Here is a 22,874-nt window from a genome sequence, read left to right as displayed (position 1 = left end):
ATCTATACTCTATGCAAGAAGCAGAAGCTATTCTTCAAAAATATTGGAAGCACAACAAATTCAGGTCACTGCAAAAGGAAATCATCGATTCCGTTTTAAGTGGTCAAGATACTTTTGCATTGATGCCAACCGGCGGTGGAAAATCAATTTGTTTCCAGATTCCGGCAATGATGAAAGAAGGCATTTGCCTGGTTATCTCGCCATTGGTAGCGCTCATGAAAGATCAAGTCGCCAATTTGCAACAGCGAAACATCAAAGCCATAGCCCTGACAGGCGGAATTCGATCCGAAGAAATGATTGATTTATTGGACAATTGCCAATTCGGAAATTACAAATTCCTTTATTTATCGCCAGAGCGTCTTCAATCCGATTGGATTTTAGAACGAATAAAAAATCTTCCCATCCATTTAATCACAATCGATGAAGCGCATTGCGTTTCCCAATGGGGACATGATTTCCGACCAGCTTATTTAAAAATTTCAGAACTAAAAAAGCATTTTCCAACAGTCCCATTTTTAGCCTTAACCGCTACTGCAACGCCAAGAGTCAAAAAAGATATCATCGCAGAACTGGGACTACATAAACCACAGATTTTTGAAAAATCATTTGCCAGAGAAAATATTGCTTATATGATTTTTGAGGTCGAGGATAAACTGTTCCGAATCGAACAAATCCTGAAGAAAAATCCACAACCTTCCATAATATATGTACGAAACAGGAAATCGTGTCTGGATATTTCCTCTCAATTGAATTCATTAGGATTTAAAGCTACGTATTATCACGGCGGACTTTCGTCCAAAGAAAAAGATAAAAACATGGAATCCTGGATGAATGAGGATGTACAGGTAATTGTGGCAACCAATGCTTTTGGAATGGGAATTGACAAAGCCAATGTAAAAACGGTCATTCACATTCAGCTTCCGGAAAATATGGAAAATTATTATCAGGAAGCCGGACGTGCGGGTAGAAACGGAGAAAGAGCTTTTGCGGTTTTATTAACCAGTCCCTCTGACATCATTCAGGCTCAAAGCCAATTTATCACTATTCTTCCTGATAAAAAGTTTTTGAATCTCATGTATGTCAAGCTTTGCAACTATTTTCAAATCGCTTACGGAGAAGGAATCAATGAACAGTTTACCTTCAATTTGCATCATTTTTGTTTAAAATATGAATTCCCAACCTTAAAAACGTACCATGCAATGCAATTCCTGGACCGACAAGGAATTATTAGCCTGTCTCAAGAATTTTCAGAAAAAATCACCCTGCAGTTTCTTATTCCCTCCAAAGAAGTGATTCGGTATATGAGTTTAAATCCAAATGACGAGGAAATTATTTTAGCCATTTTGCGCACGTATCCGGGAATTTACGAAATGCAAACGGCATTCAACCTGCAACTGATTGCTAAAAAATCAAACCATAAGGAAACTGAAATTCAGGCTGTTTTACATAAATTAAAAGAAAAGAAAATTATAGAGTACCATTCGAAAAATAATGACGCCACATTAATTTTCAATGAAGTTCGGGAAGATGACAGAACCATCAATCGAGTTTCGAAGCATTTAGAAAATCAAAATCAATTAAAAAAAGAACAGCTTCAATCCGTAATTCAGTATATAAGTGAGAAAAAAGTATGCAAAAATAAGTTGATTCTAAATTATTTTGGCGAAAAAACAACCGTTGATTGCGGTGTTTGCTCCTTTTGCATTACTAAAAAAATAAAGAAAAAAGAGGTATCGGTGCTTTCCAAAGAAATAATTGCGTTATTACAAGCAGAAGATTTAAACTCAAGAGACATTCAAAATAAAACTAAAAATAGTCCAGACGAAGTTATCTTTGTACTTCAGGATTTACTAGAAAACAACACAATTTTGGTTAAACCAAATAATAAATATACTTTACGATCATAATGGAAAAATTACGAATAGTTTTTATGGGTACGCCTGAATTTGCCGTGGGAATATTAGACACGATACTTAAAAACAACTACGAAGTCGTAGGTGTCATTACTGCTGCAGACAAACCTGCAGGTCGCGGACAAAAATTAAAATACTCAGCAGTAAAGGAATACGCACTAGCCAATAATCTAACTTTATTGCAGCCTTTAAACTTAAAAGACGAAACTTTTTTAGCTGAATTAAAAGCGTTGAATGCTAATTTGCAAACTGTAGTTGCGTTTAGAATGCTGCCAAAAGTAGTTTGGGAAATGCCCTCTTTAGGCACTTTTAATCTTCATGCTTCGCTCCTACCGAATTATCGCGGCGCGGCACCCATAAACTGGGCAATCATTAATGGAGAAACTAAAACTGGTGTCACCACTTTTTTTATCGATGATAAAATTGATACAGGCGCAATGATTTTAAGTTCGGAAATTCCAATTGATGAAACCGAAAATGCGGGACATTTGCATGACCGATTAATGGAATTAGGAAGCAAGGCCGTTATTGACACTTTGGCACTGATCGAAAAAGGAAGTGTATCGACAGTGATTCAAAAAGACACCAACGATATCAAAACAGCCTACAAACTCAACAAAGAGAATTGCAAAATAGACTGGACAAAATCAGCGCAGGAAATAAACAATCTGATCCGAGGTTTGAGTCCGTACCCAGCGGCTTGGAGTTACTTTGGCGACAAGAGTGAAGAGTGGAATGTAAAGCTATACGAAGCCAAAATAATCACTGAGGAACATAATTATGCTGTCGGGAGTTTAATTTGCACCAAAAAAGAAATGAGGGTAGCTGTAAAAAAAGGATTTATCCAAATACTTACTCTACAGTTTCCAGGCAAAAAGAAAATGAATACTTCTGAATTTCTGAACGGGATTGTATTTTCTGTTGACGCAAAAGTCTATTAACACCAACAAAAAGGGCACCTCATACACTTTAACAAGAAACAATCTTTACTTTATCAACAAAAAAAATAAGTTATCAACAAAATACTCTAAATTAACACAAAACGCTTGCAAGGAACGTATTTCCTACTAAATTTGTGTATTAACAATTTTTTTTAACCAACAATTAATAACTAATTATTATGAACAAATCAGAATTAATCGATGCTATCGCTGCTGATGCAGGAATTACAAAAGCTGCAGCAAAATTAGCTTTAGAGTCATTTTTAGGTAACGTAGGCGGAACTTTGAAAAAAGGTGGAAGAGTATCTTTAGTAGGTTTCGGATCATGGTCAGTATCTGCCAGAGCTGCAAGAGACGGTAGAAATCCTCAAACAGGAAAAACTATTCAAATCGCTGCTAAGAATGTAGTGAAATTTAAAGCTGGAGCAGAATTAGAAGGTGCAGTAAACTAATTTTTATCCTTCCTAAATATAATAAAACCTTCCATCTGGAAGGTTTTTTTATACGTTTCAACGATTTTATATGGCGCCCTTAAAATAAAAAACCTAAATTTAATGAAAAATCTAATCCGATGATAACAGATAAGATAAAAAAAGGATATTTGCTTATAGCAGAGCCTAAGATAATTGGGGATTTATCATTCAATAGATCGGTAATTTTATTAGCTGATTATAATGAAGAAGGATCCGTAGGGTTCATAATTAATAAACCTTTAAAGTACACTATCCACGATTTAATTCCGGAGATAGCGGCACGATTTAAGATTTATAATGGTGGTCCAGTAGAACAAGACAACTTGTATTTCATTCATAATATCCCTGAATTAATTCCAAATAGCATTGAAATATCTAACGGAATATATTGGGGTGGTGACTTTGAAGCAACTAAAGAGCTCATCAATAAAGGAGAAATAAGCAAAGACAATATCCGATTCTTTTTAGGATATACCGGCTGGCATGAAAACCAACTAGAGAGCGAAATGGAAAGTCGCTCGTGGATTATAACGGCAAACAGTTATGAAAACAAAATAATTGGAACATCAGCCACTCATTTCTGGAAAGAACAGATTATGGAATTAGGCGGCGAATACCTCATCTGGTCTAATGCTCCAGAAAATCCATACCTAAATTAAGCATTTCGGACTATTTCGTTGAGTTTTTCTAATAATTGAGTCGATACGTGAGTTGTAAATATTTTTTTGCGGTATCGCGTTACGGGTTGAATGCCTTTTATTACGTTCGTTATAAATAATTCATCCGCTTTTTGCAGGTCAAACGGAGAGATCACTTCCTCGACAACCTCTAAAGTTTCTATTTTTTTAGCCAGACTTAAAATCTGTTTTCTCATGACGCCGTTTAAACACCCCTCAGAAACCGGAGGCGTAATCAATTTATCACCCATTAGCATAAAGATATTCCCCTGCAATGCTTCTACTACATTCTTGCTATCATTGAGTACTAAGCAATTGTCCAAGCCATTTTCATTAGCGAAAATACTTCCTGTTATATTGATAATTTTATTAGTCGTTTTGATAGACGACAGCAATTGTTTTGTGATATAGAAGTCTTTGTATAAATCTACTTCATATTCTTTCTTTTCAATTGAATACAAAGTGTTCTCAAGCGCTATTGAATGGATCAAAAAAGAAACCGTATTATTTTGCGGCAAATAATACCCGCCATCGTTTCTATATACTGTAATTCTGGCTCGGGAGGAAAGAGAGAGACCCGTTTTTTTTACTAAAGAGAGAATTTGTTCCTCCAGGTATTCCATGGTGAAATTCATTGGGATTTCCATACGCACCACCCGCATAGAAGACATTAACCTGAAATAATGATCTTCTAGAAAAAGAATTGTATTATTTACTATTTTAACTGTTTCAAAAACACCGTCACCATATAGAAAAGCACGGTTTTGAAACAATACATTGGTGTCCTGAGACACAATAGTTCCATTAAAATTAATCATAAAGAAGCCCTAAATTTTATTCAAGGCAAATATAAGTCATAAAATATGATTTTACTATACAGATCCTATTAGATGTTTAAGATCCGATATTTGATTTTCCCACAGTAATGTGGCCTCGTCTACCTCGTCTTTTTCAGCAAAATCTACTACCATTAAAGAAACGTCTTTAGTGAGTTCATCTACTAAAATATGCAATTCAAAAAAGTACTCCGTGTCTTTACTATTCTCGTCGACCCACTTGAATTTTACTTTCTCACCTGCTTTCTTAGAGGCAAGCCTTGCTTTTTCTTCGGAATCCTTCCAAATAAAAGTAAAAAATTCACCACGAGAGTTTACATTATCTGCAAACCATTCAGACAAACCTGATGGAGTAGAGATATACTGATACAATAATTGTGGAGAAGAATTTATGGGAAACTCGATTTCGTAACGTACTTTTTGATCCATGACCTACATTTAATTTTTCGGAAATATATAGAATATAACTACATAAAAAAAGTGTTTTTAAAAATATATTTTTTTATTAAAAATATAGTTGCATCCAATATTTTTATTTTTATATTTGCACCCGCATTCAGGGAAGGTTTTTCCCTAATTATGGCGAGATAGCTCAGTCGGTTAGAGCGCAGGATTCATAACCCTGAGGTCCCGAGTTCAAATCTCGGTCTCGCTACCAAAGCAAAAACCCTAACATCAATATGTTAGGGTTTTTTATTGGAAATAATTCAAAAAACATCGCCCTCTGATTACTCCAGTGAGCACCGAAGTGACGAATTTTATGAATTGAGCTGATAATTCTTTAAGTATGATACAGACACGGCAAACATGCAATGTAGTTTTCATGTGTACCTTTTCTGTTTAGCCAAATATCTTAATTTCCAAAGTCCCTTTTGCGATCACAGATGAAAGGTTTCGCAATATTATTATTCATTGTTATTATGCGTTATTAATATGCCATACGGATATTACAGTTCGTGCGTTTTTGCTGCAATAGTTGGTTTTGCCTATTTAGCTTTTTCTACCAATGAAAAAGCAACAAGAACGAAGTATTAACCTATATCGTATTAGTCTTTTTATTTTATTTCAGTTCTTTTTCAAAATAGCTTTGGGCAGAACAATTTGGAATATTGTGGGTTTTATTGTTACCTTAGGGTTACTAATTTCACAACTATTCAGGTTGATACATAGCAATAGTTAAAAAAACAAGTGAAACATTTTATCAGTTTTTAATAAAAGTATCCATTACCGAACGAATGACTACAAAGTATTGCGCCAAATTTTCATTTTTGAATTGTCCGGATACTTTTGTTTTACTTTCACATTTCGGATAACTCTTTCGTAAGCATTCTTGTCTGGAGGCACTCCTTCATGGAATAAAAAAGTAAGGATGTTTTCCTTGTATTAATGTATTCGCTTATGGAAAGCACAAAGATTTTTCCTGTTTTTGGAAGCAGAAGTTAGTAAGTATTCCAGTGAAACTGTACCACCTATTCCGGTATAAAGTGTACCATTTAAATGAATGCGATGATAAATTTTTAATATTTCCAGCAGTTGAAGCTAGTTTAATTGCATTTTGTATTTCTGAATATTTATAATTGAGTTCGTTTAATCGTTTTCGTTTAAGATGCATCCTTTAACAAGATAATCTTTTAAACGTTGGGTTATCCAAATACGAAATTGGATTCCTTGCAACAATTTCACACGGTAACCAACTGATATGATAATATCAAGGTTGTAATGTTTGACGCTGTTTTCTTGTGTTTTCCTTCAATAGCACCATGTAAAATGGTTAGTCGGAAATTCCGACATACCACTTTTTCGCCTAGTTCCCCTTCTTTAAAAACAAATAAAAAACAAAAACTTTTTTGGACGCTAACCAAAGCAACATCCGGAATTACACGCTATAAACTACTGATTTTTACATTGGAGTACCTGAATTTATAAAACCCGTTCACTTGAATGTTTATAATTATTACCGTTCCAACTGTTATTTTATGTTTCTTTCCAAAAATAAACGGTACTTTAGGGTCACTTTTCTAAGCGTATACACCCAACAATAAAGTCACATCTATAAAGAAAGATATCATTTAGCACTAATAAACATGAATAAAATACAATTAGGATGGATAGGCCTTGGCAACATGGGAAATCCAATGGTTATGAACCTACTCAAAGCCGGTTTTGAAGTATCCGTTTTCAATCGTACCAAAGAGAAAGAAGCACCGTTACTGGCCTCAGGAGCAAAATCAGCAAGCAGTTTGCACGAACTACTGCAAACATGCGACGTAGTTTTGACAATGCTGTCCAACGACGCGGCGGTAAAAGAAGTTTTTGAAGGACCAACAGGTTTATTATCTAAAGCACATCCTGGCAAAACCATCATCAATATGAGTACGGTTGCCCCAGAAACCTCGCGTTATTTGAACACCATTTGCAACCAACATCAGGTACATTTTATAGATGCTCCCGTTTCTGGCAGTGTGAAACCAGCACAAGACGGAACGTTAGTCATTCTTGTTGGGGCTTCGGCTGAAGATTTCGAAATAGCCAAACCCATATTTGAGGTTTTGGGTAAAATTGCGATTCACGTAGGGGAACCTGGCGTAGCAAGTTCTGCTAAATTAGCCATCAATTACCTATTAGGATTAAATCTTCAAGGAGTAGCCGAAACGGTTTTATTTGCCGAGAAAAACGGCGTAAGCAAAGAAGACATGCTCAACATCATCAATCAAGGTGCTTGCGGCAACGGAATTACGAATATTAAAACACCTTCCATTCTGAACGATTCCTATCCTGCTGCATTTGCGTTGAAACATCTGGTCAAAGATTTAAGACTTGCCAAAGAAGCCGGACTCGATTCTCCGTTGATTCATCCTTTGTACGACAGTTATGCCGCCGCAGAGCAAGAAGGATTAGGTGATTTAGATGTGATGGCAATTATCAGTAGTTTAAAAAGTAAATCATTTTAAAACAGTAGTAAACTCAGCGAATAAATCATTGTGTATAATTCGTTTAAATAAAACCAAAAAAAGCTACACCCATAAGATGTAGCTTTTATTATTTAATTGTAAAAATGATATTACTTAATCTTCACCGGAGGCAAGTCGAATGCAGCTGATTCATGTTCAAAACCATTGCGGTGAGAACCATCACAAAAAGGCTTGTTTACCGATAGTCCGCAACGGCAAAGACTCAACGCCGTTCTTCCCTCTAATCCGTATGTTTTTCCTTCGCAGTCTGTTATTTCAAAATCGCCTTCTATTTTTATAGAACCATTGCGATTGATTGTTAATTTTGTCTTGCTCATAATGCAGTTTGATTTTTTTTGAGGCCAAAGATTGCAAAATATATGCTAACGGAGTACAAATTATCTCTCTTTTCTCAACCAAAAGACTAATTTACATTAGTTCTATATTATAAAAATCTAAGGTCCAATACGTGCTAACTGAAAGGTATAAAAATCGTTTTACTGCTACACAAACAGCATTTGCTTAGTATAACTCGCTCTCTGTCCATACCCATTCAATATTAAATTATACCTATCCTGTTATAATTAGCATCATGCCTGGATTTACACTGCTTTCATACATCATACAGCAGACTTTAAGGCAACTATAATGTTGATTTCCTTTTTGTCAACACACTAAAAAACAATACCGTCAAAGCAATTGAGAATAAAATTCCTACTGTGTTAGAAATACTGATATCTAATCCAAAACCTATAGTAGGATCATAACAAAGGTAAGAACCAATGACAGAGCTGATGAAAAAAGCAGGCACTAGAGCTACCATATAGTTAGTTTTTCTTTGGTACAAATACACCGCACCAATCCATAGAGCAATCCCTGCAGTTACTTGATTGGCCCAAGAAAAATACCTCCACAACAATTCAAAATCCATTTTGGTTAAAATAAAGGAGATTACAAAAAGTGGAGTAGCAACCATAAAACGGTTTTTCAACAGCTTTTGATCAATTTTGAAATAATCAGCAATAATCATTCTTGCGGCTCTAAACGATGTATCACCGGAAGTAATTGGTAAAACAATCACCCCTAAAACTGCGATTGTCCCAGCAATAGTCCCTAAGAACGTTACCGAAATTTTATTTACAACAGCAGCTGGACCACCGTTTTCAAGCAACAAACTAAGATCGTTTCCATGAAACAAACTCATTGCTGCTGCAGCCCAAATCATTGCAATAACCGCCTCAACAATCATCATTCCGTAGAAAATTTTTCTACCGTCTTTTTCGTTGTTTATCGTCCTAGAAATTATAGGGGACTGCGTGGCATGAAATCCGGATAAAGCACCACAGGATATAGTCAAAAATATTACCGGATAGTAAGGAATTCCTTTTGGATGCAGATTTTCTAAGGTTAGTTCAGGGATTGGATTCCCAAACATAAACATCCCGATACAAATACCCAAGGCACTTATCAATAGCAAAAAACCTAAAATCGGATATATCTTACCGATCACTTTATCAATAGGCAAAACGGTCGCAATAATATAGTACAGGAAGATTAAGAACACAATAATTAGATAAATGTCTGCATCATTTCCCACTAATTCATTAATCATTTTGGCAGGTGCCGAAACAAATACGGTACCAACTAAAACCAGTAAAAGAAGGGCAAAAAAGTTAACAACGTGACTAAAATACTTGCCCAAAAACCGAGACGCTAATTCCGGTAAATGTGCACCACCGTACCGCATAGAAATCATTCCCGTCAAGTAATCATGCACACCCCCTGCAAAAATGGATCCTAAAACGATCCAGATAAAAGCTGATGGTCCATATAGAGCTCCTAAAATAGGACCGAAAATAGGCCCCACTCCCGCAATATTTAATATTTGTATGAATGAGTTTTTGTTACTACTCATGGGAACAAAATCGACCCCATCAGTAAGTGCATTTGCCGGCGTCGTTTTGTTCTCGTCGATCTTGAAATTTCTCTCTACAAATTTACCGTAGATGATGTAACCAAAAATCAATAAAAAAATTGCAATAATAAAAGTAATCATAGTTTAAATAGTTTAGATCTTTTAAATATATGACATCAAACTTGGTATCCAAGGTAACGCACCAATAATTTAGATTTTTTTAACTAAAACAAACCTATTTACATACTTATTCAGTTTTTTTACGAAAAATGCAATTATAATAGCTCTTATTACGCTTTTTTAAGAATAGCTCAATTATTTTTATTCAAAAGAGAAATAAGGACTTTCTATATCCTACATATATCCCTACCATTTCACAAAATTAAAATACACTTGCCACTCTTTGTACGAATTGATGTGGTGTGCCAATTTATAAAATACCGAGGTGATACTTATTGTTCTATTTTTACAACAATCTTCATTACAACAGAACCCAGACAAAAATCGTGTGTAATATAGTTTAGCTGGCAGACTTTGGCCAATCTGTATTTCTGCTGGAACCCATATATAAAAATACTTTTGAATTCAAAACTCATTTGAGTACCGCTTCACACATACACTTGGCTCATAGCTCATAAATTCACTGAACCAATCTATTATAATAAAGACTAGAAACAGCATTGTTTCGATCTAAATTGTACATTTGTTGCGTACCGAGTACCTTTTGAGGTGTTCCGATTGTTTACATTCCGGAACCGTACTATGCACCACTTGATTCCTTTGATAAATAATAGTAAAGTTCAATTCTAAATTCTATTTTAAACGCATGAGTATCTTAAAAAAAATAAATGCATTCCGAAGAATTGCAACACAAGGCCTAACTAAAAATATTGGTAATTCACAAAAGAATCAAAAAGTTGATTGGACTCAAAAAGTAGAGATCAAAAGAGTTTTAATTTCCAGACCCAACCACAGATTGGGAAATCTGTTGCTCATTACCCCACTTGTTCAAGATGTAATAGCTACTTTTCCGGACTGCAAGATTGATTTGTTTGTAAAAGGTGGTTTAGCACCAATTGTATTTGAAAAATATACCAATATCGATACCGTAATTGAACTTCCCAAAAAACCATTCAAAAATCTTGTTGAATATTTTAAGGTTTGGATACGAATTAAAAAACAAAAATATGACATTGTCATCAATGTGGATAAAAACTCCTCTTCTGGACGATTATCCGCTCAATTTGCAGATGCCAAATATAAATTTTTTGGAGCGCTTGATAAAGACATATCGTTAAATCATCCCGATTACAAGCATATTGCAAAATACCCGGTATATGAATTCAGAAACTTTTTGACCACTCTGGGATTCCCGGAAAATAAAAATACAGTACCACCGTTAGATCTTAAATTGAGTCTTGCTGAGCATGCTGAAGGTCAAAAAATAGTCCAAGAACTAGTCAAAAATGACAAAGAGACGATTTGCATCTTTACCTATGCAACAGATGACAAATGCTATTCAGAAACCTGGTGGGAAGAATGCTATGAAAGGTTAAAAACAGAATACCAAGAGTATAACATCATTGAGGTTTTACCCGTTGAGAATATTTCCCAAATAGGTTTTAAAGCAACTACATTTTACAGTAAAGACATTCGAGAAATTGCCTCCGTAATTGCAAATACTAAACTTTTTATTGGAGCTGATAGTGGGATCATGCATTTAGCCAGTTCAGCCCTAACACCAACAATTGGACTTTTTTCACGAGAAAATCAAAACATATATGCGCCTTATGGTACTAACAGTAGTGCAGTAAATACGAATACCAGCAGCACGCAGGAATTAATCAACGTGATAAATAGTATCTTGCTTAAACCAAATTATTCCACAAAATCAAAATTATAAAACAATTGCTTCAAGATACATCAATTGAATATAAAACGGCCTGATTCCCTTTTTTGAAGCCATTGCAGGCAGTAAACTTAGTCTACTTTGTGGACAGTCACCTAAAACTAAAACCGCTTAATTCTATTTAACACTATGAAAACCACATTTTTAGCCACACTATTATTCACTTTTGCCTGTACATCAAGTATTTATGCGCAAAACACTAATTCCTTTTCCCTGAAATTAGATCATATTGCCCTTTCCGTAAAAGACCTAGACCGATCGGTTGATTTCTACAAGAATATTTTACATCTTTCAGAAATCACAAACCTTACAAAAAAAGAAGGCATTCGTTGGGTTTCTTTAGGTGACGGAAAAGAATTACATCTCGTATCTACGATTAAAGAACCTGTAAAAATCAATAAAGCAGTCCACTTAGCCTTTAAATCTGCCAACTTTGACGCATTGATTTCGGCATTAAAAACCCTAAACATTACCTATTCAGATTGGCCGGGCACACTTGATAAAATTACTGTTCGAGCTGATGGTATCAGACAAATCTACATTCAGGATCCTGATGGATATTGGATTGAAATAAATAGTGAAGCACTTCCTAAATAATTAAGCCCTAAAAACACCAAAGCCTTTTCAGTTACCTGAAAAAGCTTTGGTATTTTATAATTTTTTTAAAAAGCGCTTTACTGCAACACTCGATTTATTTGAGTAAAGTTTTTTTCATAATATTTTTCTTTTGTAGAGGAAATGATAACACCACTGCTCACTGAGGCGTGAATAAATTTTATCTCTCCTTCACAAACTTCTACAACCATCCCTACATGATTAATTTGGCGCCTTCCATTTGTCTTAAAGAAAATCAAATCCCCTTTTTTAGCTTCTTCCGTATTAATCTTTGTTCCAAAACTGGATTGAGCTATTGATGTTCTTGGCAACTTAATATCAAATGCCTCAAAAGTAGTACACATCAAGCCAGAACAGTCAAACCCAGATTTTGTGGTTCCGCCCATCCGGTATCTGGTTCCTATATTTTCGGAGGCATGCTCAATCAATTGATCTAGAAAATCATGATTAAAAACAGGCTTGGTAAACGGGTGTAATTCCGGTTTAGTTTGCGCAATAATACCATTACCCTCAGCATTATTATTCTCTAATAGTACACGAGGAGACTGAATCATTAACTTGTACCCTATGGGAAGTTTTCTTTTCACATCTGGATTTTGTTTCTCTAATTCCTTAACCGTAATCCCATACTGTTTTGCAATGGAATACTTAGTCTCTTTAGGCATTACTTCCCGCACAATACGTTGAAAATCTTCCTTCTCTTCGCCCTCCGTTGATAGTACGGGTACATCATTTTTTGACTGTAAAACTACGGTTGTTGTGATTTCCGGCCCAACAGGATCAACAGATAAACTGGCTTTAGGTGCTGCTGTTTGTACCTTAATCTCTTCCTGCAATACTACAGCTGTTTGAGTAACGGGTAACTGAGTCCCGGGAATATTGATTTTTTGTCCTACCCGAAGTGGTTTAACGCCTATTGCAGGATTGGCTTTGTCTAATTCACCAATGGTGATTCCGTACTGTTTTGCAATGGAATATTTGGTTTCTTTTGATAAAACTTCCCGTATCAAAATTTCAGAAATTTGTTTATTAGTTGCTTCAGTGTCTAGGACTATTTCTGGTGTAAAAGTTGCTTTTTTAGATGGAGAAACAACCACTTTTGAGGTTGTAACTGCGGTTCCCGGAATGGTGATTTTTTGTCCTATTTGGAGTCCTTTAGCTTCTAGTTCAGGATTGGATTGGTTTAATTCTGCCAGAGATATTCCGTATTCCTTTGCAATTCCGTACGGAGTCTGTTTAGCGAGTACTTCGTGCTCTTTAGTAGCATATTTTAAGGGAGTATTCGTTTTTGTAGTGGTTTTTTTCAGATCTATAATTGGAATTAACAATACTGAATTAAGCTTTAAAAGATTTTTGGCTTTAGGATTTAGTTTGTAAATGGCGTTTTGTTTCACTTCATAGCGCTCAGCAATACTCGATATTGTTTCCCCTTTTACGATGGTATGTTTTATAATTTTTTCCTGTGAAAAAAGAACTATACTATTAAATAAAAAAAACGCTACAATTACTCTTACACTCATACTCTTCTCTTTCAAATTACTTATCCTATGTATTCCTCAAAAGCGATTTCGGGATATAATTATTAAATTTCGCTTTGGTTTATTTGCTTATATTTTTTCTATTTATAAAAAAAGGGTGGAAAAACACCTTTTTTATAAAAAAACCTGATTCTGTGTTTGTAAAATTTTGAATGATCTTATTCTAATTCATCGCAAGAACTCAAAAAGGAATCTTACAATACTATGGTACTACTGATCTAAAAAACAAGCCACTTAATGGAGTGCGAATCAGTATTACTAGCCGAAAAAAATCGATGAATTTTATTTTACAAAAAAGCTAATATAAGTCTTATAACTTAAGGACTTCTCTTTTTTTTAACTTTTAACGTCCAAAAAGAACATTTCATACCTTTTTTGTAATTTTTTAATATTTTTTTGAGTAAAATCTATTCTTTATTCAAAATAATAACACTGTTAGTTTGTCATAGCCCTGATGGAAGTGGAAAGCCTTTTGAAGTGAAATTACATTTTTTTTAGATAAAAAAGAGCGACCAAAGGAAGCTCCTTTTTATCTAAAAAAAATGTAATTTCACGAAAAAGCTTGAAACGGAGAGCAGGAAATAGCTCCAAAAAAAAACTCCCAAGTTTCCTTGAGAGTTTTGAAATAAATTATTTGAATGCTTATGCTTTTCCGGCAGCAGCAATCAAGTTTAAGGCTGAACCTGCAATGAACCAACCAATTTGTCCTGCGTTGTACGTGTGGTTTGCCAAGATAATATCTTTAGTTCCATCAGCGTGAACAAATTCTAATGTTAATGGTTTTCCCGGAGCAAAATCAATTAAGTCTGTGAAGTTGATGGTGTCATCTTCCTGGATTTTATCGTAATCCGCTTCAGTAGCAAATGTCAATCCTAAAAGGCCTTGTTTTTTAAGGTTTGTTTCATGAATACGAGCAAATGATTTTACCAATACAGCTTTCACACCTAAGAAACGCGGCTCCATTGCTGCATGTTCACGAGAAGATCCTTCCCCATAGTTGTGATCGCCCACAACAATCGAAGGAACACCTGCCGCTTTGTAAGCACGCGCTACAGCCGGAACTGCATCGTAAGTACCAGTCAACTGATTTTTAACGGTATTGGGTTTTTGGTTGAATGCATTGATGGCACCAATCAACATATTATTAGAGATGTTATCTAAATGCCCACGGAAACGCAACCATGGCCCAGCCATAGAAATGTGATCTGTAGTACATTTTCCGAAAGCTTTGATCAATAATTTAGCCCCTGTAATATTTTTTCCATCCCAAGGCAAAAACGGAGCTAACAATTGCAAGCGCTCTGAAGTTTCACTAACAGAAACCTGAACTCCTGAACCATCAACAGCTGGCGCTTGAAAACCTGGATCTTCGGCATCAAAGCCTTTTGGAGGTAATTCATTTCCTGTTGGCGCATCCAGCATTACTTCTTCCCCATTTTCATTAATTAAGGTATCCGTCAATGGGTTGAAACCCAGATCTCCGGCAATCGCCAAAGCGGTTACCAATTCAGGAGAGCCTACAAATGCCAAAGTGTTTGGATTTCCATCGGCACGTTTGGAGAAGTTACGATTGAAAGAGTGAACAATTGTGTTGCGCTCTTCTTTTTCAGCTCCTTCTCTATCCCACATTCCGATACACGGTCCGCAAGCGTTCGCAAAAACTGTTGCTCCCATTTTATCGAAAATATCGATAAATCCGTCACGTTCTATGGTATAACGAACTACTTCAGATCCTGGAGTAATGGTAAATTCAGATTTTATTTTTAAATTTTTATCTGTAACTTGTTTTGCCAATGAAGCAGCACGAGCGATATCTTCGTAGGAAGAGTTGGTACAAGAACCTATCAAACCTACTTCAATTTTCAAAGGCCAGTTATTTTTGATTGCTTCTTCTTTCATTTTAGAAATTGGAGTAGCTAAATCAGGGGTATAAGGACCGTTTAAATGGGGTTCTAATTCGTCTAAGTTGATTTCGATTACTTGGTCAAAATACAATTCTGGATTTGCATAAACTTCAGCATCACCTGTTAAGTACGGTGCAATTTTATCCGCTGCATCTGCTACATCAGCTCTATTAGTAGAACGCAAATAACGCCCCATGGAAGCGTCATAACCAAATGTAGAAGTAGTAGCACCAATTTCGGCACCCATATTACAGATAGTTCCTTTTCCAGTACAAGACATAGAAGTAGCACCTTCACCAAAATACTCCACGATAGCACCTGTCCCACCTTTTACAGTAAGAATACCGGCTACTTTAAGGATTACGTCTTTTGGCGCTGTCCAACCGGAAAGTTTTCCAGTTAATTTTACTCCAATTAATTTAGGAAATTTTAATTCCCAAGCCATTCCTGACATCACATCAACCGCATCAGCACCACCAACACCAATGGCTACCATTCCTAAACCGCCTGCATTAACAGTGTGTGAATCGGTACCAATCATCATTCCGCCTGGGAATGCATAATTTTCAAGCACTACCTGGTGAATAATTCCGGCTCCTGGTTTCCAGAAACCAATTCCGTATTTATTAGATACTGAAGAAAGAAATTCAAACACTTCATTACTTTGTGTTTTTGCTCTGGCCAAATCAGTTACTGCATCCACTTTTGCCTGGATCAAGTGATCACAATGCACTGTTGTAGGAACCGCTACTTTAGTTTTACCGGCATGCATGAACTGCAATAATGCCATTTGAGCGGTTGCATCTTGACAAGCTACTCTGTCTGGAGCAAAATCAACATAATCAGCACCTCGGGTAAAAGCTTGTGAAGGCATTCCATCCCAAAGGTGATTGTACAATATTTTCTCCGTTAATGTAAGCGGATGGCCAACTATTTCGCGTGCTTTATCAACACGAGTAGTCATGTTGTCATACACTTTTTTAATCATTTCAATATCAAAAGCCATATCTAATTATTTTCTGTTATTATATTTTAGAACCACAAGGTACAAAAAAAATGAAGACCTATTAAAATAAAAAAAGCCTGAGTCTGTCGAAAGACCCAAGCTTTTTAATAGTATTAACAAAAATTAATTATTACCTAACCAATAACTTATGAGATGGTGCAAACTGCGTTAGATTTATACCTTTTACTGCAGCTTTGTATTCCTCAAGAGTTGGGGTTCTGCCTAAAATTGTAGACAACACAACAACCGGTGTTGATGAAAGTAACGATTCTCCTTTTTTACCTTCCGTATCTTCAACAACTCTTCCTTGGAAAAGGCGAGTAGATGTTGCCATTACAGTATCTCCTTTTGCTGCTTTTTCTTGGTTACCCATACATAAATTACAGCCTGGACGCTCTAGGTATAGAATATTTTCATATCCTGTACGTGCCTCGCCTTTAGGAGCATTATCATCAAATTCAAAACCAGAATACTTTTGTAAAACTTCCCAGTCTCCTTCAGCTTTAAGTTCATCTACAATATTATAAGTAGGAGGCGCAACAACAAGCGGTGCTTTAAACTCTACTTTACCGTGTTGCTCATCTATATTTTTTAGCATTTGAGAAAGAATCTTTAAATCGCCTTTGTGTACCATACAAGATCCTACAAAACCAAGATCTACTTTTTTTACACCACCGTAAAAAGAAAGTGGCCTAATGGTATCGTGCGTATAACGCTTAGAAACATCCGCGTTATTTACGTCTGGATCTGCAATCATAGGCTCAGCAACGATATCTAAATCGATTACAACTTCCGCAAAATATTTTGCATTAGCATCCGGTATCAAAGCTGGTTTATCACCTGATCTGATGGCTGCGATTCTATTATTAGCGATAGCAATTAATCCTTTAAGAACTTGGTTCTCGTTATCCATTCCTTTGTCAATCATGATCTGGATTCTGCCTTTGGCAATCTCTAATGATTCGATCAAAGTATCATCCTCAGAAATACAAATAGAAGCTTTCGCCTTCATTTCTGCAGTCCAATCTGTAAAAGTAAAGGCCTGATCGGCAGTGAGTGTTCCTAAATGAACCTCAATAATTCGTCCTTGAAATACATTCTCTCCACCAAATTGCTTCAGCATTTGAGATTGGGTAGCATGAACAACATCACGGAAATCCATATATTCTTTCATATCCCCTTTAAAGGTAACTTTTACTGATTCCGGAATTGGCATTGAAGCCTCACCCGTAGCTAGCGCGAGTGCAACTGTTCCTGAATCAGCTCCAAAGGCAACCCCTTTAGACATTCTCGTATGAGAGTCACCCCCAATAATAATCGCCCACTCATCAACAGTAATGTCATTAAGAACCTTGTGAATCACATCAGTCATTGCGTGATAGTTCCCTTTAGGGTCACGAGCTGTAATCAAACCAAAATCATTCATAAACTTCATCAATCTTGGAATGTTTGCTTTGGATTTATTATCCCAAACTGATGCTGTATGACAACCGGATTGGTATGCACCATCAACAATTGGAGAAATCACAGTAGCAGCCATAGACTCTAATTCCTGAGAAGTCATTAAGCCTGTAGTATCTTGCGAACCTACTATGTTTACTGTAACGCGCACATCAGAACCTGCATGTAAAACTTTACCTGGTGTTGAACCAACTGCATTTTTATTAAATATTTTTTCTACAGCGGTAAGACCTTGTCCTTCAATAGAAATTTCTTTTGACGGAGCAAATACCGATACGATATCAATTCCTAAAGTCTTTGATGCAAAAGTTTGTAGTTTTTTTCCAAATACAATAGCGTAAGATCCACCCGCTTTAATAAATTCCATTTTCTGAGGCGTAAATGCCTTAGAAATATCAATTAATTCTTTATCGCCGTTATAGAGCTTCTTAGTTTTTGTATTTATGGTCAGCACTGTTCCTGTTGCAACAGAATAAACTTCTTCCAAAATAGGCTCACCATTTTCATTGCGGACTACCGTTCCATTTGCATCTGTTTTCTTAACCCAGTTTTGAAGATCCAGACCAATACCACCCGTCACATCAACAGTAGTAAGGAAAATTGGGGAAATACCGTTAGTTCCAGCAACAATTGGAGCTATGTTTATGAATGGGACATAAGGACTTGCTTTTTTACCTGTCCAAAGAGCCACATTATTCACTCCTGACATCCTTGAAGAGCCTACACCCATAGTTCCTTTTTCGGCAATCAACATAACACTTTTGTCTGGGTGTTGCGCTTGAAGCGCTTTAATTTCACCTTGAGCTTCAGGCGAAATCAAACATTTCCCATGTAGCTCACGATCAGAGCGTGAATGTGCTTGGTTACCCGGAGAAAGTAAATCTGTCGAAATATCTCCTTCACCAGCAACATAGGTAACAACCTGAATTTCCTCAACCACCTCTGGCAGCTTCGTAAAGAATTCCGCCTTAGCGTAACTCACTAAAATTTCCTTTGCAAACGCACTACCGTTTTTAAATGCCGCCTCTAAGCGATCGGTATCAGCTTCATAAAGAAATACTTGTGTCTTTAGAACTTCTGCCGCCACTTTTGCAATTGTGATTTCATTTCCTAAAGCTAAGTCAAGCAAAACTTTGATTGAAGGACCACCTTTCATCTGTGATAATAACTCTAATGCAAAAGCTGGTGTTATTTCATCCACTACTGATTCACCAAGAACAATCTCCTTCAAAAAAGACGCTTTTACGCCAGCTGCAGGTGTTGTCCCAGGAACCGTATTATAAATAAAAAACGAAATTGAATCCTTGCGATTTGCGTTATTTGAATCTTTAATTTGCATAATGATTTCGCTTACTAAATCAGCGCTATCAATTGGCTTTGGATTAAGTCCCTGAGTTTTTCTGTCTTCGATTTCTTTCAGATAATCGTTATAAATGTTCATAGTAAATTGTTTTCAATGTTAAAAGCTATTTATTTTAATGTACTCAAAATTAAAAGCCATGATGCGTAGTTTTTATTCGCGTCGCAAATTTAGCTCTTTAAGATGATATTTAAAAAAAATTAATAGATGTGGTTTTTTCAAATGATATTATTACTAAATACTGATTTTTACCCTTTATAATTAAATAATTTTAAAAAATTTAACTATAAACTGATTAATCCCTAAAGAATTAATTACATTCTAACTAGTATCAGATCATAAAAACCATTATAACTAAGAAAACGTTGTAGTTCCTGTCTAAAAATAAGAACCGAGTACCAAAAAAAAGTCAAACCAACTTAGCAATTATCATTTCTTCGGTAATTCCTTCGGCATCTGCTTTGTAATTTTTAATAATTCGATGGCGTAAAATCCCGGTGGCTACCGCTTTCACATCTTCAATATCCGGCGAAAATTTTCCATTGAAAGCAGCGTTGGCTTTGGCTGCCAAAATCAAATTTTGAGATGCTCGGGGCCCCGCTCCCCAATCGAGATAGTTTTTTACAAACTCATTTGATAATGGATTTTCAGGACGAGTTTTACTCACTAATGTCACGGCATATTCAATTACATTATCAGCCACGGGAATTCTGCGAATCAAATGTTGAAAATCAATAATTTCTTGTGCAGTAAATAATGGATTGATCGTGTTTTTCATGTCTGATGTCGTGCGTTTTACTACTTGAACTTCCTCTGCAAAAGAAGGATATTCCAGCTTTATAGCAAACATAAACCGATCCAATTGAGCTTCAGGCAAAGGATATGTTCCTTCTTGTTCTATTGGGTTTTGCGTGGCCAAAACAAAATAAGGCAAGGCTAACTTGTAATTCTCCCCAGCAATAGTAACAGCGCGCTCCTGCATGGCTTCCAGCAAGGCTGCCTGCGTTTTGGGTGGTGTTCGGTTTATCTCATCTGCCAGAACAATATTAGAAAAAATAGGCCCTTTTATAAATTTAAATTGGCGGTTCTCCTCTAATATTTCACTGCCCAAAATATCAGAGGGCATCAAATCCGGTGTAAACTGAATTCTTTTAAAATCAAGACCTAATGCTTGTGCCAGCGTATTTACCATTAATGTTTTAGCTAATCCAGGCACTCCTACTAACAAAGCATGTCCCCCAGAAAAAATACAAAGCAAAATTTGATCTACTACAGCATCCTGTCCCACTATGATTTTTGCGATTTCCTTTTTCAGCTCATTCCTTTTTTGAACTAGGTTGTGTATTGCTGCTACGTCTGACATTTATAAAAATTTAAAATTAAAAAAGAGTTAGCGTTATGAAATCATAAAACTAACTCTTTTTATTTATTTTATTGAAAAAAAAATGTTTGCGATTCCTCTCACATAAGTAAGTCGAAAGTTTAAAAGTCGTAAAGTCAAAAGAATTAACTTTAAGAAAAACAGCTTTAAATCAGATTTTTACATGATTTTATCCTGATTTTAAAATACGACATTATACCATGGTTATTACTTAATGTGTTCTTGTGGTAAATTATTTCTTTATCCAGTTGTTTGTAAAAGCACAATCTCTGTATTCTCCAATGATTTTGATATACGTTTCTTTAATTTTATCTCCAAACCATTTTCCAATAGCTGTAATTTGCTTGTCTTTCAAAGCTAAATCTTTAATTTTGATGTAATCATTTGCGTAATCAGCAGTATGCTCTTCTATTCTATTGGTCACGGTAATCAATTTGAATTTCTTTTTACCTTCTTCACCTTGGTCTAAAATGGGAAGTGAAATCTCGCCTTCTTTCAAATTTGACACTTGACTGTAAAAAGCGGGGTCCATTTTCGTCAATTCAAAACGGGTATCCTGCGTTTTTGGATTAATCAATGCGCCTCCATTAGCTCTTGTTTCTTTCTCGTCAGATAAAGTTCTTGCTGCTTCCTCAAAAGTAATTTCTTTATCTTCGATTCTTTTTCTGATCAAAGTGATTTTTTCTTTAGCTTCATTCAAAGCTTCCTCTGTTACAGTTGGACTCAATAATATGTGACGCAATTCTACTTCTTGTCCTTTTATCTTTTCTATGTAAATAATGTGAAACCCAAAATCAGTTTCAAAAGGAGCGGATATCTCTCCCTCAGCCAGACTGAAAGCTACTTCTTTAAACTCTTTTACAAAAGGGGTCTTCCTGTTCATTTTATAATAGCCTCCATTTGCTCTTGAACCGGGATCTTGAGAATACAATACGGCTTTAGTTGAAAAGCTAGATCCTTCTAATATTTCTTTTTTAAACAAATTCAATCGATCAATTACCTTTTGTTTATCGGCAGCTGAAACTTTGGGAGTAATTATAATTTGTGACACTTCCATTTCTGCTCCAAAAAAAGGAAGATCAGCGGCAGGTATCTTTTTAAAGAAATTACGAACTTCTTCCGGTGTAATTTCTACTGCTTCAATAATTTTCTTCTGCATTTCTGACGTGAGCTTATTCTCTTTTAGAATATCTGAGAAATAGGTTCTGAATTCTTCTTCCGAATCTTTTTTATAATACTCCACCACTTTTTCCAGCGACCCGATTTGCTCTGTCATATAGCTCAATCGTTCTTCCATCATACCTTTTACTTCGGCATCAGTCACTACGATACTATCCTGAATGGCTTGGTGCGCATACAATTTATCTTCTAATAACTTCCCTAACATTTGGCATCTTGTAATGTCTTTTACAGAACCTCCCTGACTAGAAATTTCAAGATATGACTTGTCAATATCCGAATCTAATATAATATAATCTCCTACGGTACCAATAACCCCATCAATTTTTTGCTTCCCAGTAGATTGCGTTTTTTTAATAGGAACGATTACAGTATCCTTAATGATTTCTTGTGCCTGTAAAAGGCCACTGGAAAATAGCAAAAGAAAAAAAGGAAGAACAATTTTATTAATAAATTTCATTTGTATGTGTTTTATTGGCATTTTTCTAGTTTATTTTTATAATGAAGGATTTATATTCCCGACTTTAAAGTATGGCTTGTAAAAGCAATATTAATTTTTGCCAAATATACACTTTTAAGCTTCAGGAAATGAATTGCATTTGCATTCCAAATTACTTCCTTTTTTTTAAATTTAAAAGAGACAAAAATAACAATTCAATTATATAATACAAGTTTCCGTACTACTATTAACAAAAATTTATACACCCAATTATTCCCTGTTTGTTTCCGCTTCTAAATCCTAAAAAAGAGACTTTTAAAGACCTAAATAAAGGACTCCCTATTCCTTACATTTATGCTATCGAAACGGCAATCAA

The 22,874-nt window shown here is 35.6% G+C and carries 18 protein-coding genes, 1 tRNA gene and 1 pseudogene; 10 read left to right on the top strand and 10 right to left on the bottom strand.

Annotated elements, in window-relative coordinates; genetic code table 11:
* Nucleotides 1–11: 11 nt before the first annotated feature.
* From EKL98_RS04755 to EKL98_RS04740, 4 genes are all read left to right on the top strand, one after another.
* Nucleotides 12–1,907, top strand: a complete 1,896-nt coding sequence (locus tag EKL98_RS04755; protein ID WP_126463167.1) for a RecQ family ATP-dependent DNA helicase — start codon at nucleotides 12–14, stop codon at nucleotides 1,905–1,907.
* The gene (fmt, locus tag EKL98_RS04750) at nucleotides 1,907–2,854 is read left to right on the top strand and encodes a methionyl-tRNA formyltransferase (RefSeq protein ID WP_126561670.1); all 948 of its coding nucleotides are present in this window, start codon (nucleotides 1,907–1,909) and stop codon (nucleotides 2,852–2,854) included. The genes EKL98_RS04755 and fmt overlap by 1 nt, the downstream gene beginning before the upstream one ends.
* 179 nt (nucleotides 2,855–3,033) lie before the next feature.
* Nucleotides 3,034–3,306, top strand: a complete 273-nt coding sequence (locus tag EKL98_RS04745) for an HU family DNA-binding protein (RefSeq protein ID WP_073017033.1) — start codon at nucleotides 3,034–3,036, stop codon at nucleotides 3,304–3,306.
* Nucleotides 3,307–3,425: 119 nt separating this feature from the next.
* Nucleotides 3,426–3,986: a YqgE/AlgH family protein gene (locus EKL98_RS04740; protein ID WP_126454436.1), complete on the top strand. Its 561-nt coding sequence runs from the start codon at nucleotides 3,426–3,428 to the stop codon at nucleotides 3,984–3,986.
* On the opposite strand, the gene EKL98_RS04735 is transcribed toward EKL98_RS04740, so the two are convergent.
* On the bottom strand, nucleotides 3,983–4,822 hold the full coding sequence (locus tag EKL98_RS04735) for an aminotransferase class IV (protein ID WP_126463162.1): 840 nt from the start codon (nucleotides 4,820–4,822) through the stop codon (nucleotides 3,983–3,985). The two genes, EKL98_RS04740 and EKL98_RS04735, sit on opposite strands and share 4 nt — an antisense overlap.
* A 54-nt stretch (nucleotides 4,823–4,876) precedes the next feature.
* The gene (locus EKL98_RS04730; RefSeq protein ID WP_126463160.1) at nucleotides 4,877–5,269 is read right to left on the bottom strand and encodes an START-like domain-containing protein; all 393 of its coding nucleotides are present in this window, start codon (nucleotides 5,267–5,269) and stop codon (nucleotides 4,877–4,879) included.
* 152 nt (nucleotides 5,270–5,421) lie between these two features.
* On the opposite strand from EKL98_RS04730, the gene EKL98_RS04725 reads away from it, so the two are divergent.
* From EKL98_RS04725 to EKL98_RS18470, 3 genes are all read left to right on the top strand, one after another.
* A tRNA-Met gene (locus tag EKL98_RS04725) sits at nucleotides 5,422–5,498 on the top strand.
* A gap of 275 nt (nucleotides 5,499–5,773) precedes the next feature.
* On the top strand, nucleotides 5,774–5,875 hold the full coding sequence (locus EKL98_RS18475; protein ID WP_317125377.1) for a hypothetical protein: 102 nt from the start codon (nucleotides 5,774–5,776) through the stop codon (nucleotides 5,873–5,875).
* Nucleotides 5,847–6,020, top strand: coding sequence for a DUF6804 family protein (locus tag EKL98_RS18470; RefSeq protein WP_317125376.1), 174 nt, complete (start codon nucleotides 5,847–5,849; stop codon nucleotides 6,018–6,020). The genes EKL98_RS18475 and EKL98_RS18470 overlap by 29 nt, the downstream gene beginning before the upstream one ends.
* Before the next feature lie 416 nt (nucleotides 6,021–6,436).
* Here EKL98_RS18470 and rhuM read toward each other — a convergent pair.
* Nucleotides 6,437–6,666, bottom strand: a pseudogene (rhuM, locus tag EKL98_RS04715) (RhuM family protein); the annotation flags it as partial.
* Nucleotides 6,667–6,924: 258 nt separating this feature from the next.
* On the opposite strand from rhuM, the gene EKL98_RS04710 reads away from it, so the two are divergent.
* Nucleotides 6,925–7,791, top strand: coding sequence for an NAD(P)-dependent oxidoreductase (locus EKL98_RS04710; protein ID WP_126555915.1), 867 nt, complete (start codon nucleotides 6,925–6,927; stop codon nucleotides 7,789–7,791).
* 110 nt (nucleotides 7,792–7,901) lie between these two features.
* On the opposite strand, the gene EKL98_RS04705 is transcribed toward EKL98_RS04710, so the two are convergent.
* Entirely contained in the window at nucleotides 7,902–8,129 is a 228-nt protein-coding gene (locus tag EKL98_RS04705) for a CDGSH iron-sulfur domain-containing protein (protein WP_126463150.1), read from the bottom strand.
* A 305-nt stretch (nucleotides 8,130–8,434) separates the two neighbouring features.
* Entirely contained in the window at nucleotides 8,435–9,847 is a 1,413-nt protein-coding gene (locus tag EKL98_RS04700) for a carbon starvation CstA family protein (RefSeq protein ID WP_126463148.1), read from the bottom strand.
* Nucleotides 9,848–10,532: 685 nt separating this feature from the next.
* On the opposite strand from EKL98_RS04700, the gene EKL98_RS04695 reads away from it, so the two are divergent.
* Together EKL98_RS04695 and EKL98_RS04690 are read left to right on the top strand one after the other, a co-directional pair.
* Complete coding sequence (locus EKL98_RS04695; protein ID WP_126561669.1) at nucleotides 10,533–11,609, top strand: glycosyltransferase family 9 protein; 1,077 nt, start codon at nucleotides 10,533–10,535, stop codon at nucleotides 11,607–11,609.
* A gap of 135 nt (nucleotides 11,610–11,744) precedes the next feature.
* On the top strand, nucleotides 11,745–12,212 hold the full coding sequence (locus EKL98_RS04690; RefSeq protein WP_126561668.1) for a VOC family protein: 468 nt from the start codon (nucleotides 11,745–11,747) through the stop codon (nucleotides 12,210–12,212).
* Nucleotides 12,213–12,289: 77 nt separating this feature from the next.
* Here EKL98_RS04690 and EKL98_RS04685 read toward each other — a convergent pair whose 3' ends face one another.
* The 5 genes from EKL98_RS04685 to EKL98_RS04665 all read right to left on the bottom strand — a co-directional run bounded on the left by EKL98_RS04685 (nucleotide 12,290) and on the right by EKL98_RS04665 (nucleotide 22,519).
* Nucleotides 12,290–13,750, bottom strand: coding sequence for a peptidoglycan endopeptidase (locus EKL98_RS04685; protein WP_126561667.1), 1,461 nt, complete (start codon nucleotides 13,748–13,750; stop codon nucleotides 12,290–12,292).
* A 660-nt stretch (nucleotides 13,751–14,410) separates the two neighbouring features.
* Complete coding sequence (locus EKL98_RS04680; RefSeq protein ID WP_126561666.1) at nucleotides 14,411–16,678, bottom strand: aconitate hydratase; 2,268 nt, start codon at nucleotides 16,676–16,678, stop codon at nucleotides 14,411–14,413.
* Nucleotides 16,679–16,808: 130 nt separating this feature from the next.
* On the bottom strand, nucleotides 16,809–19,580 hold the full coding sequence (locus tag EKL98_RS04675) for a bifunctional aconitate hydratase 2/2-methylisocitrate dehydratase (RefSeq protein ID WP_126555933.1): 2,772 nt from the start codon (nucleotides 19,578–19,580) through the stop codon (nucleotides 16,809–16,811).
* Between the two features lie 328 nt (nucleotides 19,581–19,908).
* The gene (locus EKL98_RS04670; RefSeq protein ID WP_126561665.1) at nucleotides 19,909–20,862 is read right to left on the bottom strand and encodes an AAA family ATPase; all 954 of its coding nucleotides are present in this window, start codon (nucleotides 20,860–20,862) and stop codon (nucleotides 19,909–19,911) included.
* Between the two features lie 250 nt (nucleotides 20,863–21,112).
* Nucleotides 21,113–22,519 (bottom strand): peptidylprolyl isomerase, encoded by a 1,407-nt coding sequence (locus EKL98_RS04665; RefSeq protein ID WP_370272947.1) that lies wholly within the window; start codon nucleotides 22,517–22,519, stop codon nucleotides 21,113–21,115.
* Nucleotides 22,520–22,874 lie beyond the last annotated feature (355 nt).

This window comes from Flavobacterium bomense (assembly GCF_003970355.1).
This window is presented reverse-complemented; position numbering and strand designations above follow the sequence as displayed.